This window comes from Streptomyces sp. NBC_00464, assembly GCF_036013915.1.
Lineage (GTDB): Bacteria > Actinomycetota > Actinomycetes > Streptomycetales > Streptomycetaceae > Streptomyces.
Genome location: NZ_CP107899.1, coordinates 8217796 through 8234161, shown reverse-complemented (window position 1 = coordinate 8234161; position 16366 = coordinate 8217796). Strand labels below are relative to the sequence as shown.

The window sequence follows — 16366 nt, the reverse complement described above, 5'->3', positions numbered from 1 at the left end:
GCCGGGATCCTTGCCGACTCAGGCACCCGGCAAGGCACTTCGCTGTCTTCACGAATCAGGGACGATCCATGCGACGGTCCACCGATGATTCACGACAGCCGCAGGAATGAGGTATGAGAACTTACGGGCGAGGCACGACCGATTACCACGCTCCCCTGATCGAGTTTGCTCTAATTCGAGCAAACTCGATCAGAAGGAGTGCCGGAACCCGCCCGGCCCACTAGGGGCCGGCGACACCTTCTTCGATCAGGAAGCCTCTGTCCTGTGCCGGCCTCCATGATCGGGACGCCTCTATCCTGTGCCGGCCTCCATCGCCCGCACCAGGCTGGTGGGCCGCATGTCCGTCCATGCGGCCTCGATCGCATCGAGGCACTCCTGCCGCGATCCCTCCGGCCCGCCCACATTCCAGCCGCCCGGGATATCGATGCGCGCCGGCCACAGCGAGTACTGACCCTCACCATTCACCAGCGTCACGAACCGCTCCGACTCGTCATCAAAAGGATTGCTCATGACCGCCCCCTGACTTGTTCTCACGCTTTCCACGACATGTTCATCAGAAGCATGCATGCGGAGATCAATTCTCTGCACCCAGGCCACCGACCCGCCCACCCCTCGCGGTGCACTATCGGCCACGCATGGCGGGAATACGTTTCACCTTGAGATACCGATGCCATGCCGACGGGCGCGCCAGAGTTTCCTGGCTTACCCCGTCCACCCCAATCACAATAGATGACCCTCAACGGCCGAAGATGCAAATCCAGCCCATTACTTACCAACACCCAAGGAACCAACCAGGCAGCGGGTCTCCCAAGACACACGCCAACCCGCCCTCAACGGAAATATTCAGCCACCCCGTGCCCCTATTGTGCGAGTATCACTGAATACGACCCGAGCAAATCCGGATAACCGCCGGCGTGCGCCCGCAGACTCTCCGGCATGGACAGATCACGCCGCGCTCCCGTGCGCCGGTCACGCGCCCCGCCTTCTGGCCGCCGCGCCGGGCAGTGCAGGGCGAGCCAGCGGCGCACGCGGGCCGTCCTGCGGGCGTCGGCCGGCGGGTTGACGTTGACGACCAGGTCGACTGCCTCAATGTGCATGCCTCGCGCCGCCGCCGACGACGCGTGTGCGAACATGCCGACGGCGCCCGACTTGCTGCGGGCGCCGTGAGACGGAAGGCAACGGGCAAGAGCTCAGCCGCGGACCTGCTCTCCGCCGCCAGGGGTGGGTTGCCGAGAAACAGTTCTGGGCTACAGAGCAGGTCGCGGCGCCGACTTGGCGCCACGACCTGCCCTCGGACCATCAACTGCCCTGCGTTGCCTCAGTACATCCCGTTGAGGTATCTCCGGTGACAGACTTCCGGGCGCACGAGGCAGAAGGCGGGAGCCGCTCGGCGGTTGAGCCGGGGTGGAACCGCTCGCTTCAGCGGGTGCGGATGCCGAGTGCGACAAGCTGGGTGACCGCGTCGTCGGCGAAGTTGTCGTCGCTGACGAGGAGCAGGCTCCGTTCGCCGCCCGGCAGAGCCGGGCCCCAGGTCATACCCTCGGTGTTGTCGACCGTGGACAGGCCCAGGTCATGGAAGTCGGCGACCAGCTTCTTGCGCATCGGCAGAACCTGACGGCCGGCCAGGGAGTCGATGTCCTGTACCTCGGTCGCCCCACGGGTGGTGGCGTCGTAGAGGCGGATCTTGTAGCCCGAGCCCGCCACCCAGCTCCGTTCGAGTACGAGGTAGCGGCTGGGGTCATCGGGGAACGCGAGGATCGAGGGCACCCCGGTGTCCGGCGGCCACGGGCTGGACGGGTCCGACTCGGCGAAGATCCTTTCGACGGGGTAGGCGAACTGTCCGAGCACCCGGCCGTCCCGGCTCTGCTGGGTGACACGGACAAGGGCTCCGTGTTCCAGAGTGGGATCCGGGCCGTCCTGAAGCAGCGGCCCCTCGACGGCGCTGGTCACCACGCGGTCCCTGTCCCCGAACGTGAACGCTTCGACGGCCTTGTTCCGCCGGGGGCCCCGATCGTCCAGGGTGACCTCGTAGTTGGCCGGCAGTGGCAGTTGGCCACGGTAGGCGCCGAGGCGGTTGGCGAACTGGATCGACGGCTGGATCACCGGCTGGCTCGACGACGCCGGCCGGTCGCCTTCCTGCGCCCACCAGTACCGGCAGCTGCGCGGGTCCACCCGCACCTCCTCCGGGTCCACGGCCTTCCCGTCGCCGACGCTCGCCGGCGGGTAGGGCGAGCCGTCCGGCTGAAGGAACGGGTGGGTGCCGGTGAAGTCGACGGAGTGCACACCGGCGCCGTCCAGCCCGATCCTGGCGGTGTAGAAGCGGGCGGGCTGAAGATTCGAACGATCGTCACTGATCATGACGTACTCGCCCGTGCACGGATTGCGGTCGATGCCGGAGAGCCCGCCAACCGTCGTGCCCCGGAAGGCGAGTTTGTACGGAACGATCTTTTCGCCCAGCAACCGGGCCTTCGCCCCGAGAAGGGATTTCGCGGCGGGACCGGACCGCGCGGCGGCCGTGTCCGACCGCGGATCGGCGCCGCTCGGCCGGGCCGCCACCACGGGAGCCATCGTCGCCGCAAGCACCAGGGCCGCAACAGACGCACGGCGGATCAAGGAGGTTCTCATGCAATCGATCTTGGACCACGCGTACACCAAGCACAGTCCCCCAAACGCGTGATGAGAGCACGCAGCGGAGTGAAGCCGCGACACGGCGGAGGAACGGGCCATGTGACGCAGCCGAGTTGACCGTGTCTCAACCGGGCGTGGCCCGGGACTCGGCCGGCACGCTCACCAACCGCCGAAACCGCCCGTAGGGCGATGCCGCACAGCGCAGCCGTAACTGACGGGTCCCCGTCAGGGCGGACATCCGTCAGGGCCGACAGGTCGACACACCATCCACCACCGCGAAAACTCTTCGCAGCACCCGGCACCACCCATCACCGGGTGCGCGGAGGAGAGTCAACCATGACCAGATTATCCGCGAGGCGGAGACGCCGGCTGCTCGCAGCAGGGCTGTCGCTCATCCTGCTGCCGGCAGGACAGGCTTTCGCAACCGGGGCGTTGGGGACGAGGGATGCGGGCGCAGAACGCGCCGCGCCGCCCCTGCACGCACCCAGCACCGCGCGAACCGTCACTCTCGTCACCGGCGACCAGGTGACCGTGACCGACCTCGGAGCGGGCCGGAAGTCGGTCGCCGTGGAGCGTCCCGAGGGCGCGACCGGAGCGGTTCGCAGCGAGATATCCGACGGGCGGATCACTGTCATACCTGACGAGGCCCGGCCCTACCTCCGGTCAGGCGTCCTCGACGCCGAACTGTTCGACGTCACCGCTCTGCTCGAACAGGGGCTCGGAGACCCGTCGTCCGACGGACTCCCGCTCATCGTGACGTACACGAAGAACGCCCGGAGCGCGACGCCCCGCGGAGCCCGTCAGGTCCGAGGACTGCCGAGCATCGGGGGCGCGGCCGTGAAGGCGTCGGGGTCCGGGGAGTTCTGGCGCGCGGTCGCATCGGACGCCACCCCCGGGGCACGCGGCGCGACTTCAGGAGCTGCGCGTCTGTCGGGAGGCGTCGAGAAGATCTGGCTGGACGCACGCGTCGACGCCGCGATGGAGACCAGCAACGCCCAGATCGGCACCCCCGCAGCCTGGGAGGCCGGGCTGACCGGCAAGGGCGTCAAGGTCGCCGTCCTCGACACGGGCGTGGACCTGACCCACCCCGATCTCACGGACCGGGTGAGCGAGACCAGGAGCTTCATCGACGGCCAGGAGGTCGCCGACCGGCACGGCCACGGCACGCATGTCTCGTCCACCGTCGGTGGCAGTGGCGCCGCATCCGACGGCAAGGAGAAGGGCGTCGCGCCCGGCGCCGAGCTCGCCGTCGGCAAAGTTCTCAATGACCAGGGGTCCGGCACGGAGTCCCAGATCATCGCCGGCATGGAGTGGGCGGCCAAGGACGTACACGCCAAGATCGTCTCCATGAGCCTCGGATCGTCGCAGGGCAGTGACGGCACCGACCCAATGGCCCAGGCGGTGAACTCTCTCTCCACGGACACGGGTGCCCTGTTCGTGATCGCGGCCGGCAATTCCGGATACCCCGGCACCATCGGCTCCCCCGGCGCGGCCGACTCCGCGCTGACGATCGGCGCGGTCGACTCCGCCGACCGGCTTGCCGCCTTCTCCAGTCAGGGGCCGCGTCTCGGCGACAACGCGCTGAAGCCCGACCTGTCCGCGCCGGGCGTGAACATCCTCGCGGCCCGTTCGCAGCTCGTCAGCGGCAGCGGCCCGTATACATCGATGAGCGGCACCTCCATGGCCACCCCGCACGTCGCGGGCGTGGCGGCGCTGCTCGCCGAGAAGCACCCCGACTGGAGCGGACAGCAGCTCAAGGACGGGCTGATGAGCACGTCCAAGGAGATCGGCGGCACGTCGTACGAGGTGGGTGCGGGCCGGGTGGACGTCCCGTCCGCCATCGCCGCGCAGATCACCGCGACCGGCAGCGCCGATCTCGGCTTCATCAGCTGGCCGTACGAGGAGAACAAGCCGGTCACGAAGACGCTGACCTACACCAACTCCTCCGACCGGCCGGTCACCCTGGCACTGACGGCCGAGAGCGCTCCCGCCGGAGTGGTCACCCTCGCCGACTCCACTCTCACCGTGCCGGCACACGGCACCGCGCAGACCACCGTCACGGGTGACGGCACCGCCGCAGCCGTCGGCGCCACCTCCGGCCGGATCCTCGCCAAGGACGGCGACACGGTCGTCGCGCACACGGCCTTCGGACTGACCAAGGAGAACGAGCGCTACACCCTCACCGTCCACGTCAAGGACCGGGACGGCGCGGCATCCGCCGCCAACCTCGCCGTGAAGCAGCTGGCCAAGGGCTCGGACCCCTTCCCCGCCCAGGTCGGCGATTCCGGCACGCTCGAGCTGCGGCTGCAGCCCGGCATGTACACCTTGTCGACCTTCCTCGACGTGCGCGGCAGCAGGGGCAAGGACTCGCTGGGCCTCGGTCTGCTCACCGAGCCCGAGGTCACCATGGACCGTGACCGCGAAGTCACCCTCGACGGGACGAAGTTGCGGGAGATCCGGGCCGAGGTGGACCAGCGGACCCAGACCCGTCAGCTGCTGATGAGATTCAGCCGGGCCGCGAACGGCTCGACCTTCTCCGGGGGCGCGCAGGTCCCGCCGAAGTACGACAGCATCTTCGCCGCGCCGACCCGCAAGCCCGCCACGGGCACGTTCGAGTACCGGACCGTCTGGCGGCTCGGCCGCCCTCAGCTCGATGTCGAGACGGGCGGGTCACGGCTCGGCGAAACCGCCGTGCAGTACGGATCGGACATGTTCACCGGGAACAAGCGCATGGCCCTGGTCGACGCGGGTGCCGGATCCACCGGCGACTACGCCGGCAAGGATGTGGCGGGCAAGGCGGTTGTCGTGCGCCATACCGGCGCGGTCACGACCGTCGAGCTGGCCCAGAACGCCCGTGACGCCGGCGCCGAGGCCCTGTTCGTCACCGACGAGGCGCCCGGACGGCTGATGGCCGACTTCAGCGGGGACGACGGGGAGACCCGGCCCCTGTACAGCGCGACAGTGAACGCGCAGGACGGGGCGCGCCTGATCGAGGCTGCTCGGCTCGGCCAGAAAGTGGAACTGACCGGCACCCAGTTCACGCCGTTCGTCTACGACCTCACGGAGGGATACCCGGGGGCGATCCCCACCGACCTGACGTACCGGCCGGCCAAGAGCGAACTGGCCGTCGTCAAGAACAAGTTCCACGCGACCAAGGCTGCCGACGGCGGCGAGTTCCGCTACTCGATCACCGACGCGTTCCCCGTCGGGCTGGGGTTCCAGGAGAAGATCAAGTTCCCGGCGGAGCGCACCGACTACGTCAGCTCCGGCCCCGGCAAGAACTGGCACGAGTCCATGTCAAGCGGCCCGGGCGTCTTCGAGGAGCGCAGCGGCATCGTGCACTACCGCGGCGGCATCCGCACCGGGGTCGACTGGTTCAAGCCTGTCTGGCACCCGTGGCTGGGTACCGGCCTCGGCTGGGGCCAACAGCGCGCGGGCAACGACCTGCAGTTCAACACGCCGGGCTGGGGCGACTCGGGACCGGACCACACCGGATTCGGCGAGGTGTACAACCAGAAGTCACTGACCCAGTTCACCGAGGTCTACGTGGACGGAGTGCAGGTCGACCGCAGAAAGAGCTCGGGGGCGTACGCCCGGAACGTCAAGTCGACCGAGCAGGACTTCCGGGTGGTCACCGACACCACGATGGATCCGGACGTCTGGGGGCTCTCCTTGAAGGGCCACTCCGAGTGGACCTTCAAGTCGTCGGCCACGCCTGCCGACCGGTGGACGTATCTGCCGCTCCTCAACCTCGGCTTCGACGTCGACACCGACATCCGGGGTGATGTACCGGCCGGGAGGCGGCTGGATCTCGGGATCTTCTCCGAGTACGTCAAGGGAGCCCCGGACACCGGGAGGATCACCGGCTCCGCGCTGGAGGTCTCCTTCGACGACGGCGCGACGTGGAAGTCCGTTGAGCTCGACGGCGTACGCGGCAAGTCCGCCACGTGGACCGGCTCCGTGCGGGTCCCGAGCGACGCGCGGTACATCTCCGTCCGGGCCTCGGCCGCCGACGACAGGGGCGGCTCGGTCAAGCAGGAGATCATCCGCGCGGTGGGCGTGCGGAAGTAGCACTCCGGGTGGGAGCCGGGCCGTCGGGCCCGGCTCCCACCTGCCGCCGGCGTGGTCGCTTGTCAGTTCACCGGCCGACGCGCCGCCACTGCTGGCCCGTGCCGCCGTCGGCCTCCTGCTGCTCGACCGTCGCACCATCGGCGGCCGAGTCGCCGGCTATGCCGAGGACCTTGCCGCTGCGCACGCAGGTGAGGGTGACGTAGCCGTCGCCTGCGTCGGCGATCGTCCACTGCTGACTGGTGCTGTGCTCGGGCGTCCACGTGGTGATCTTCGCGCCTGCCTCCGAGACGCCGCCCCAGACGGCCCAGATGAGGGGTGTGCCGCCGTGCGTGGTGTAGATCTCGTACTGCCCCGAGCCCACCGGGATGAACCGGAACTGCTGGTTCACGGCTGCGCTCGGGGTGTACTGGATCAGTCCGGTGCCGTTGGCGGTCGAAGCACCGGGAACGTCGACCGCCTTGCCCGACCTGCGGTTGACCAGCTGGAACACGGAGTGCTGAGCGGGTGGTGCGACCGTGACGAACCCGGCGGCGGGGATCGTGACGTGGCTGCTCCACTCCCCGAAGACGACATCGGTGGACCGGCCCGCCGCACCCCGCAGCGTCGCCTCGGTGACCTGGCCGTCCTTCCACCGCATGTCCAGGGTGAAGCCTCCGCGCACCCCTACTCCGGTGACGGACCCGGCGGCCTCCCAGGCACCCGGGAGGGCCGGAAGCAACTCCACCCGTCCGGGACGGGACTGCACCAGCATCTGGATCATCGCCACGGGCGTGCCGTAGTTGGCGTCGATCTGGAACACCGAGCTGCTGCCGAAGCTGTACCGGTCGAACAGGTTGATCGCGCTGCCGTTGCTGAAGTTCACCGACGGCCTCAGCACGTCGAGGACGAGCTCGTACGCCTTGTCCGCGTGCTTCAGCTTTGCCCAGCAGATGGCCCGCCAGGCGCTGGCCCAGCCGAAGCTCGCCATGCCGCGCGCCTCCAGCAGCTTGGTCGCGCCCGTGACGAGTGCGGCCGGTGAGTCCTCGATGGCGATGCGGTCGCCGGGGAAGAGGCCGATGAGCGGGGAGAGGTGACGGTGCGTCGTCTCGCCGAGGTTGTCGTCGCTCATCCACTCCTCGAGCCAGCCGCTGGTGGCGCTCACCTCCGGGAGGTACAGCCTGCTCTGGAGTCCGGCGACGGTGGCGGCGTAGGCGGCGTCCTTGCCCAGTGCGGCTGCTGCGGCGCGGTAGTTCCGGAAGAGCTGCCAGACCAGTTCCTGCGCGTACGTGATTCCACGTGCGTCCTGCGGTCCGTGCTCCGGTGACCAGTCGTGGTCATCGACGAGGACCTGCCTCGTTCCGCCGGTCGCGGGGTCGGGCACGGTCGTGGTGATCAGCCGCGACTCCCAGAACTCGCACGCTCCCTTGAGCAGCGGGTAGATCCTGGCGAGGTGCGTGGCGTCCTGGGTGTACTCGTAGTGCTCATACAGGGAGTTGCTCATCCACGCGTTGCCGGCCGGGTGCCACCACCAGCCGTTGCCGCCCCAGATGTTGGTGGAGATGCCCAGGGTCCAGCCCGCCACCTTGCCCGAGGTGTTGCGGAATCGGTTGCGGGAGTCCTGGAAGAGGTTCTTGGTGGCCGCCTGCCATCCGGGCAGCTGGGCGAGGCAGTACTCGGTGAACGCGTCGAAGCACTCGGGCAATCCCGCACGGTCGGGCAGCCAGTAGTTCATCTGGACATTGATGTCGCTGTGGTAGTCACTCATCCAGGACGGGGTGTTGGTGTCGATCCAGAGGCCCTGGAGGTTGGTGGGAAGACTTCCGCGGGAGCCGCATATCGTGAGGTAGCGGCCGAACTGCAGGTATGAAACCTCCAGTTCGGGATCGGGCGCGGAGCCGGCGGCGGCACGGGCAGCAAGCCGGTCGGGCGTGTCCATCGCCCGCTGCGCGGCCGACGACGTGCCCAGATTCACGGCCATCCGCTGCTGCAGGCGCTGGAAGTCGGCTACGTGTGTGGCGAGCAGCGCCGTGCCGGTGGCCGCCGCCGCCCGCGTCGCCTTGGTGCGGGCGACGTCCAGGGGCACGAGCGACGTGTCCTTGTACGCCACGGTCGGGTCGGCCTTGTAGTTGGTGCCGCCCGAGACGATCAGGACCACCTCGGAGCAGCCGCTGAACGTCACCTTCGCACCCGCCGCCGACACGGTGCCGCCGGTCCCCGCAGCCTTTGCCACGGTGGTGTACTTCAGGGCGTTCGGCAGTGCCGCCGAGAACGACACCTCCGCGGCGCCCGCGTTCGCCGCCACGGTTTCGCCCCGGGTCCCGGACAGGGTCAGGGACCCGGTGTACGATCCGCCGCCGCTCTGCGTCAGCCGGATCACCACTGCATCATCGGGGTGGCTCGAGAAGATCTCGCGCCGGTAGGTGACACCACCGGTCCGGTACGAGGCGGTGACCAGCCCGTTGCTCATGTCCAGCGTGCGGCGGTAGTCGCTGACTGTCCCGAGGCTGTGGGCCGGGATCTCCAGCGACGTCTCGGCCAGCGTCCCGAACGTACCGAAGTCGCCCGTGCCGTAGGGAAACTGCCCGTCCGACTGGAGTGCGGCATTGGCATGACCGGTCCACAGTGTCGCGTCCGCCAGGACCATCGTGTCGCGCGAGGGGTCGCCGGTGACGAGAGCACCCAGCCGCCCGTTCCCGATGGGCAGGCCCTCCTCGGTCATCCGGTCCTCGGCGCCGGGGCGGGAGTACCGGAGCGTCACGGCCTCGCCCTCCGGCACGAGCGACAGCGCGTCAGAGCGCGATACCGCAGCGGCGCCGGCCGTGAATTCGGGCAGTGACGACAGCGCGAGCAGGGCGGTCATCGAAGCGGCCGCGCGCAGTACGCCGCGACGCGACATCCCGGCGTCGTCCTGGGCGGGGTGCTGTGCAGGTGTTCGACGGGACATGGACTGCGGCTCCTTCTGGGGCAGCGGTGCTCGAATCGTGGGGGTGCGGCGGTTGCGAGGCGGCGCCTGGGCAGAAGTGCAGCGGGTACGGGCGTGCCCTGTCAATGACTTCGACCAATGTTTCCTATACGATTCACGGTCACGCTCCACATGCCTCACCGGTTCACCCCCGCACCCCAGGACCACTACCACCCAGGAGCGACGCGAGGGTCACGCAGGGACTCGACGCCATGAACCTCTTCGTACTCACCACGCAGGTACGGAACTTGGGCGCCTGAAGGGGTAGGAGGCGAACGTCGCCCCCGAAACGGATCGCGCCGTGGGTCTTGACGAGGTGATTCGACTGGTCAACCATCGCCTCATCAATTTCCTATTTGATTTTGAAGAGGGTGGTGGAGATGCGTCTCCCAACCAGATCTGTGGTGCCCGGAGTTCTCGCCGTTGCGGTTCTACTGGCGTCCACCGCCTGCACCGTGAAGACCTCCGGTGAGCCCTCGAACGACCGGCCCCGGGCGTCGGGCAGGGCAGGCGGCGGGGCCGAGCTCGCAGACGGGTCCGGTACGAAGGTGGCGCTCGTCCCCGGTGGGGCCCACCCGTACTTCCAGCCGTGGAAGACTGCCGGGGCGGCAGCCGAGAAGGCGTACGGACTCGGCGACGTGGCCTTCGACGAGACGGCGGAATGGGACCAGCAGAAGCAGAACAACCTGCTGTCCACGCTGGCGGCACGTGGCTACAACGCCTTCGGTGTGTTCGGCGTCTCGCCGACCGACATCAACACGACGTTCGCCGACCTCAAGTCGCAGGGGCTGGCGGTGGCCTCGCTGGGCTCGTGTCCGGCCGGTGGCAGGAACGAGGCCGCCTTCTGCCTGTCGACGGATGTCGAGCTCGCCGCGTACAAGGCGACCCTCGCCGCCATCGACGCGATGGGCGGCAAGGGCACTCTGGTGCACCTCACCGGCAACAACGTCGACGCCAACACACAGCTCCGGATGAAGGGCGTATCCAAGGCGGTTTCCGAGTCCGGCGGCAAGGTCGAACTGCTCCAGACCATCACCGACATCGACAAGGACCTCCAGACCGCGCAGAAGGCCGTCTCGGACCTGCTCGCCGCCAAGGGGAACAGGATCCAGGGCATCGTCGCCACCGCCTACAACCCTGCGGTGGCCGCCGCCGACGCGGTCAGCAGCACCGGCTCGAAGGCCGAGGTCGTCGCCATCGACGACGACGCCAAGATCCTCAGCTCGATCCGTAAGGGCTCGGTCACCGCGACCGTCGTACAGAACCCGGTGGCACAGGCCGACATCGGCGCATGGGCGCTGGCGCTGCTGCAGACCGGGCAGTGCACCGTACGCAAGCCCGGGCAGACCGTGGACTCCGGCTCCTTCGTCGTCACCGAGGCCAATGTCGACACCTACGACAACGACCGGAAGGCCAAGACCGAGCAGCTCAGGAAGCAGTTCGCGGACGACGTCCTCAGCTGCAACTGACCCTGCCGCCACCGCACTAAAGAAATCGGACGTCGCACGATGAGCATCATCACGACCGCCACGGCCCTGCTGGCCGACATCGCAGTGGAGACGGACCGCACCGACGCGGTGCAGGCCTTCGTCAAGCAGGAGACGATCCTCGTCGAGATCACCTCCACCGACGGTCTCCGGGGAGCCGGCTACTCCTACACGATCGGGACCGGTGGGTCCTCGGTCCTGGCGCTGCTCCAGGACCATCTGCTGCCCCTCCTCGTCGGCGAGGACGCCCGCAACGTCGAGGGGCTGTGGCAACGGCTGTTCGCCTCGACGCGCTCCACCACCACCGGGGCCATCACCTCCCTGGCGCTCGCCGCGGTGGACACCGCTCTGTGGGACCTGCGCTGCAAACGGGCCGGGGAGCCCCTGTGGCGCCTGGCCGGCGGTCATCGCCGCGAAGTGCCCGTGTACGACACGGAAGGCGGCTGGCTCCACCTGAGCCCCGACGATCTGGTCGAGTCTGCGCTCCGTGCCCAGCAGGCCGGATGGGCGGGGGTCAAGATCAAGGTGGGCAAGCCGCACGTCGCCGAGGACGCGGAGCGGATGCGTGCCGTACGCGAGGCCGTGGGTCCGTCGTTGCACATCATGACGGACGCCAATCAGTCGCAGACCATCTCATCCGCCCTCCAACTTGCCTCCGCCATCGAGCCCTTCACCCCGTACTGGCTGGAGGAACCCATGCCGGCCGACGACATCGGCGGTCATGCGCAGCTGGCACGCGCGACAAGGGTTCCGATAGCCGTCGGCGAGTCCATGTACTCGCTCACGCAGTTCCGCAACTACCTGGAGACGCGGGCCGCTTCCATCGTGCAGGTCGACGCCGCCCGCATCGGCGGCATCACACCGTGGCTGAAGGTCGCGCACCTGGCGGAGAGCCACAACATCATGGTCTGCCCGCACTTCCTGATGGAGCTGCACGTCAGTCTGGTCGCCGCGGTGCCCAACGGGAGGTTCGTGGAGTACATCCCCCAGCTGCGTGCCGTGACCCGCACCGAGATGACCGTCCGCGACGGCATGGCCGTCGCGCCCGACGAGCCGGGCATCGGCATCGACTGGGACATGGACGCCATCGACAACCGGAGGGTGCAGTGACATCGCCTGTCGCCCCTCCCGGTCTCGAACCGGAGACCGCGGCACCACCGGCCGGGCCGCACACACCCCACAAGCTGCCGTTCTGGGTGAACCAACGGCTGGGTCTGCTGGTGCTCGTCCTCGCCCTGTGCACCCTGTTCGGAATTCTGCGGCCTGCCTTCCTCGACGAACGTCTGGTGCTCTTCCCGCTCCTGCGGGACATCGCGACCCTGACCGTGGTGGCTCTCGCGCAGATGGTGGCCCTGTCCGTCGGGCACATGAATCTGGCGGTCGGCCGCATGGCCGCCTTCGGGGCGCTGTTCGCGGGGTTCGGGTACGACCGGCTCGGCCTGCCCCTGCCGCTCGGGCTGCTGCTGTGTCTGCTGGCCGGCGCGGCCATCGGCTCACTGGCGGGCTGGATCATCGCGCGCACCGGTGTGAGTTCCTTCGTCGTGACGCTGGCCATGGACTTCGCACTGATGGGCCTGGTCTCCCTGCTGTACTCGGCGCTCACGGAGAACGCGGCCTTCACCACCAGGCCGTCGGGACTGGCCGAACTCCGTTCCTACTCGCTGGCCGACATCTGCGTCGGTCCGGTGTGCGGCTCCCCCGCCGTCCCGCAGATGATCCAGTTCACCGTGCTCGCGCTGGCCGGTCTCGGTTTCCTGTACGGGTGCACCCGTCTCGGCCGGGAACTGCTGCTCACGGGTGCCAATCCGGCGGCGGCGGAGCTCTCCGGGATTCCCACGGGCCGCCGGATCATCCTCGCTCACGCCCTGTCGGGGCTGCTGGCCGCCCTCGCCGGATTCATGGCAGCCGTCGGAACCGGAACCTTCCGCGCGTCCATCGGTGACGACTTCATGCTGCCGTCGTTCCTGGGCGCGGTGCTCGGTGGGACGCTGCTCACCGGTGGTGTGGTCTCCGTGGTCGGAGCGCTGCTCGGAACCTCCCTGGTCGGTGTCATCCGCAAGGGCCTCGACCTGCTGGGCGTCGGTCTCGAAAGCCTGAACATCTACCTCGGCTGCGTTCTCCTGCTGGCCCTGTCGGCCGATCGCGTGCGCACCGTCGTGTCCTATCGCAAGGTGGTGCGCTCCACATGACCACGACCAACGATCGGGGAGCCCGGACCGGCGCCGCCCTGCGTCGCTTCGCCCACTCGACCACGACGACGCTGCTGGGTGTCGCGGTGATCGGGTACGCCGCCCTCGGGGTGGCCTCGTCGGGCTCGTTCTTCGACGGCCCTTCCGTGCGCACCTTTCTGCAGTACCTGGCCACGCCGATTCTCATCGGCCTCGCCCAGATGGTCGCGTTGTGCGTCGGACAGCTCAATCTGGCGGTCGGTGCCCTGGGCGGGTTCAGTGCCTGCCTGATGGGCGTGCTGATGGCCGACCACGGTGTCCCGGCGCCCGTCGCCGTACTGGCGGGCGTCCTTGCGGCCACCCTGACCGGCCTGGTGACGGGACTGTTCATCGTGGCGACACGGATCAACGGCTTCATCGTCACGCTCGGCACGATGACGATCCTGCTGGGGGCGCAGTACCGGCTCGCCGGCACGCGCACCGTCGACGGCTACTCCGGGACTCTCAAGGATCTCGGCAGGGCGGCCCCGTTGAACATTCCGCTGGTCTTCCTCGTCGCGCTCGCTTCGGCCGTCCTGCTCGCGGCCTTCATGTACCGGACCACAGCGGGTCGCCGGCTGCTGGCCGCCGGCGGGAACCCGCTCGCGGCCAGGCTTTCGGGTATCTCCACCGACCGGCAGATCGTGCTCGCCCACACGGTGTCCGGGCTGCTGGTCGGCATAGCCGCGCTGACCGCGACGGCCTCGCTGCCCGGCGTCAACCGCAGCGTCGGCGGGGACTGGCTCCTGCCGAGCTTCGCCGCGCCCATCATCGGCGGTGTCGCGCTCAACGGCGGCACCGTCGCCGTACTGGGAACGGTGCTGGCGGCCTTCGTGATGCGTCTGATCGACGCCGCGCGGGCGCAGTTCTCGCTGGATCCGAGCTGGGTGAACTTCCTCATCGGCCTCGTCGTGCTGAGCACCGTGGTCGGTGGGCGCATGCACCAGACGCGTCTGGAGAAGAAGGGCAAGGCGCAGGGGCGTGTGCCGTCAACTCCGGTGGATTCCGGCCGCGCTACGAACACCGCCCTGACAAACACGCGAGGTGCGCGATGAACGACGTCCTTCTCGACTGCCGGGACATCCTCAAGGTCTTTCCCGGAGTACGGGCGCTGGACGGCGTCGCACTGCGGCTCACGGCGGGCTCGGTGCATGCCCTGCTGGGCGAGAACGGGGCGGGCAAGTCCACCTTGATCAAGGTCCTGACGGGGGTGCACTCCCCCGACGGCGGTCAACTCCTCTGGCGGGGCGACGAGGTCCGGCTGCGCTCTCCGCTGGAGGCGACCCGTACCGGCATCGGCGTCGTCCACCAGGAACGCAACCTCATCCCCGGGTTCTCGGTCGCGGAGAACATCACCCTGCAGAGCCCTCCTTCACGCCGCGGCCTCGTCGACCGTGCCGCGATGACGGAACCGGCGCTCAGCTGTCTGGCCGAACTCGGCCTGGACATCGATCCGCACCGGCCCGTCCGCGAGCTGTCGGTGGCGCAGCAGCAACTGGTGGAGATCGCCAAGGCGCTCTACACCGACAGCAAGGTGCTGCTCCTCGACGAGCCGACCGCCTCGCTGTCGCCGCAGGAGGCGGAGCGGCTGTTCGATGTGGTCCGGCGCCTGACCGCCAGGGGCACCTGTGTCGTGTTCGTCAGCCACAAGCTCGAAGAGGTCTTCGCCGTCTGCGACACGGTCACGGTGCTCCGCGACGGCCGGTCCGTGCTGGAGTCCTCGCCGCTCGCGGATCACACGCACGACGACGTGGTCGGCCTGATGGTGGGCCGCGCCCACTCGGCGGCGCATATGTCACCCCGCGTCGTCGAGGCCGGCGCGGCGCCGGTCCTCTCGCTCGACCGGCTCTCGACCGCGGACGGGCACGAGGACATCAGCCTGGACGTGCACCCGGGCGAAATCGTCGGTCTGTACGGCCTGGTGGGTGCCGGCCGCAGCGAACTCGTGAAAGCGGTCCTGGGCCTGGACCGGTGCACCGGCGGGGAGATCCGGGTGCACGGCAGGACCGCCCGGATCAGCTCGCCCCGGCAGGCGCTCCACCGGTACGGCATCGGCTACCTGACCGAGAACCGCAAGGAGGAAGGTGTCTTCCTCGAACAGCCCATCCACCGGAACATCACGGTGACCGTATGGAGCAGGCTGGCCCGGGTGCTGGGTTTCGTCCCGGCACGCGAGGAGCGCCGCATCGCGCAGGACCTCGTCGACCGTCTGGGTATCCGCGTCTCCGGACTCGACCAGACCGCCGGCGAACTCTCCGGAGGCAACCAGCAGAAGGTGAGCCTGGCGAAGTGGCTCGCTGCCGACACCCGTCTGCTCATCGTCGACGAGCCGACCGTCGGCGTCGACGTCCGCACCAAGCACGCCTTCCACGAACTCCTGTGGGAGCTGGCCCGCAACGGTCTGCCCATTCTGCTGATCAGCAGCGACCTCCCGGAGATGGTCACGCTGGCCGACCGGGTCGTCGTGATGGCGGATCACCGGATTCGCGGAGAGGTCGCCAACGACCACGACTACGCACGCATGAGCGAACAGATCATCCGGATCATCCATGACCGCGCGGCCACGAAGGCCGATGCGGGATGAGGCGCGTGGCCCAGGTGATCCGGGTCCTCCCCGAGCGGCTCGACGAGTACCGCGCACTGCACCGCCGCGTACCGCAGCCGGTGCTGGACCGTCTGCGCGATTGTCACATCACGAACTACTCGATCCATCTCCTCGGCGACCGGCTCTTCGCCTACTTCGAGTACCACGGCGACGATCTGGCGGCCGACCTCGCCCTGATGGCCGCGGACGAGCCCACGCAGGCGTGGTGGCGGCTCACCGATCCGTGCCAGAAGCCAGTGGCGGAGGCGGCGGCCGGGGAGCGATGGGCGTCGATGGAGCAGGTGTTCCTCATGGAGTGACCGGCCGGGCCCCGCCCTCCGTGGCGGAGCCGGGGCCGGCCGAGGTGGCCGGCTCCCGGCCTTCCGTGCTCACGAGCGCCCCACCTCGGAGTTCGCCACGGCCCCCACTCCCGGCTGGCTAAACTACG

10 protein-coding genes are annotated in these 16366 nt (G+C 68.8%); 7 read left to right on the top strand and 3 right to left on the bottom strand.

From position 1 onward, the window contains the following. Positions 1-291: 291 nt before the first annotated feature. Positions 292-597, bottom strand: a complete 306-nt coding sequence (locus OG912_RS36840) for an MbtH family protein (protein WP_443061064.1) — start codon at positions 595-597, stop codon at positions 292-294. An 822-nt stretch (positions 598-1419) separates the two neighbouring features. Next, positions 1420-2625, bottom strand: a complete 1206-nt coding sequence (locus OG912_RS36835; RefSeq protein WP_327713142.1) for an esterase-like activity of phytase family protein — start codon at positions 2623-2625, stop codon at positions 1420-1422. Positions 2626-2964: 339 nt separating this feature from the next. Between OG912_RS36835 and OG912_RS36830 the strand changes: the two genes are divergently transcribed. After that, the gene (locus OG912_RS36830; RefSeq protein ID WP_327713141.1) at positions 2965-6699 is read left to right on the top strand and encodes a S8 family serine peptidase; all 3735 of its coding nucleotides are present in this window, start codon (positions 2965-2967) and stop codon (positions 6697-6699) included. Positions 6700-6766: 67 nt separating this feature from the next. On the opposite strand, the gene OG912_RS36825 is transcribed toward OG912_RS36830, so the two are convergent. Beyond that, the gene (locus OG912_RS36825; RefSeq protein WP_327713140.1) at positions 6767-9622 is read right to left on the bottom strand and encodes a glycosyl hydrolase family 95 catalytic domain-containing protein; all 2856 of its coding nucleotides are present in this window, start codon (positions 9620-9622) and stop codon (positions 6767-6769) included. 398 nt (positions 9623-10020) lie between these two features. Between OG912_RS36825 and OG912_RS36820 the strand changes: the two genes are divergently transcribed. Genes OG912_RS36820 through OG912_RS36795 form a run of 6 tightly spaced genes read left to right on the top strand, consistent with a single transcriptional unit; the run spans position 10021 to position 16238 of the window. Then, positions 10021-11109: a substrate-binding domain-containing protein gene (locus OG912_RS36820; protein ID WP_327713139.1), complete on the top strand. Its 1089-nt coding sequence runs from the start codon at positions 10021-10023 to the stop codon at positions 11107-11109. A 39-nt stretch (positions 11110-11148) separates the two neighbouring features. After that, complete coding sequence (locus tag OG912_RS36815) at positions 11149-12237, top strand: mandelate racemase/muconate lactonizing enzyme family protein (RefSeq protein ID WP_327713138.1); 1089 nt, start codon at positions 11149-11151, stop codon at positions 12235-12237. Beyond that, positions 12234-13316, top strand: coding sequence for an ABC transporter permease (locus tag OG912_RS36810; RefSeq protein ID WP_443061063.1), 1083 nt, complete (start codon positions 12234-12236; stop codon positions 13314-13316). The genes OG912_RS36815 and OG912_RS36810 overlap by 4 nt, the downstream gene beginning before the upstream one ends. Further along, positions 13313-14389, top strand: a complete 1077-nt coding sequence (locus OG912_RS36805; RefSeq protein ID WP_327713137.1) for an ABC transporter permease — start codon at positions 13313-13315, stop codon at positions 14387-14389. Before OG912_RS36810 ends, OG912_RS36805 begins: the two co-directional genes overlap by 4 nt. Then, the gene (locus tag OG912_RS36800) at positions 14386-15918 is read left to right on the top strand and encodes a sugar ABC transporter ATP-binding protein (protein ID WP_327713136.1); all 1533 of its coding nucleotides are present in this window, start codon (positions 14386-14388) and stop codon (positions 15916-15918) included. The genes OG912_RS36805 and OG912_RS36800 overlap by 4 nt, the downstream gene beginning before the upstream one ends. Further along, complete coding sequence (locus OG912_RS36795) at positions 15915-16238, top strand: L-rhamnose mutarotase (RefSeq protein WP_327713135.1); 324 nt, start codon at positions 15915-15917, stop codon at positions 16236-16238. Before OG912_RS36800 ends, OG912_RS36795 begins: the two co-directional genes overlap by 4 nt. Positions 16239-16366: the final 128 nt, after the last annotated feature.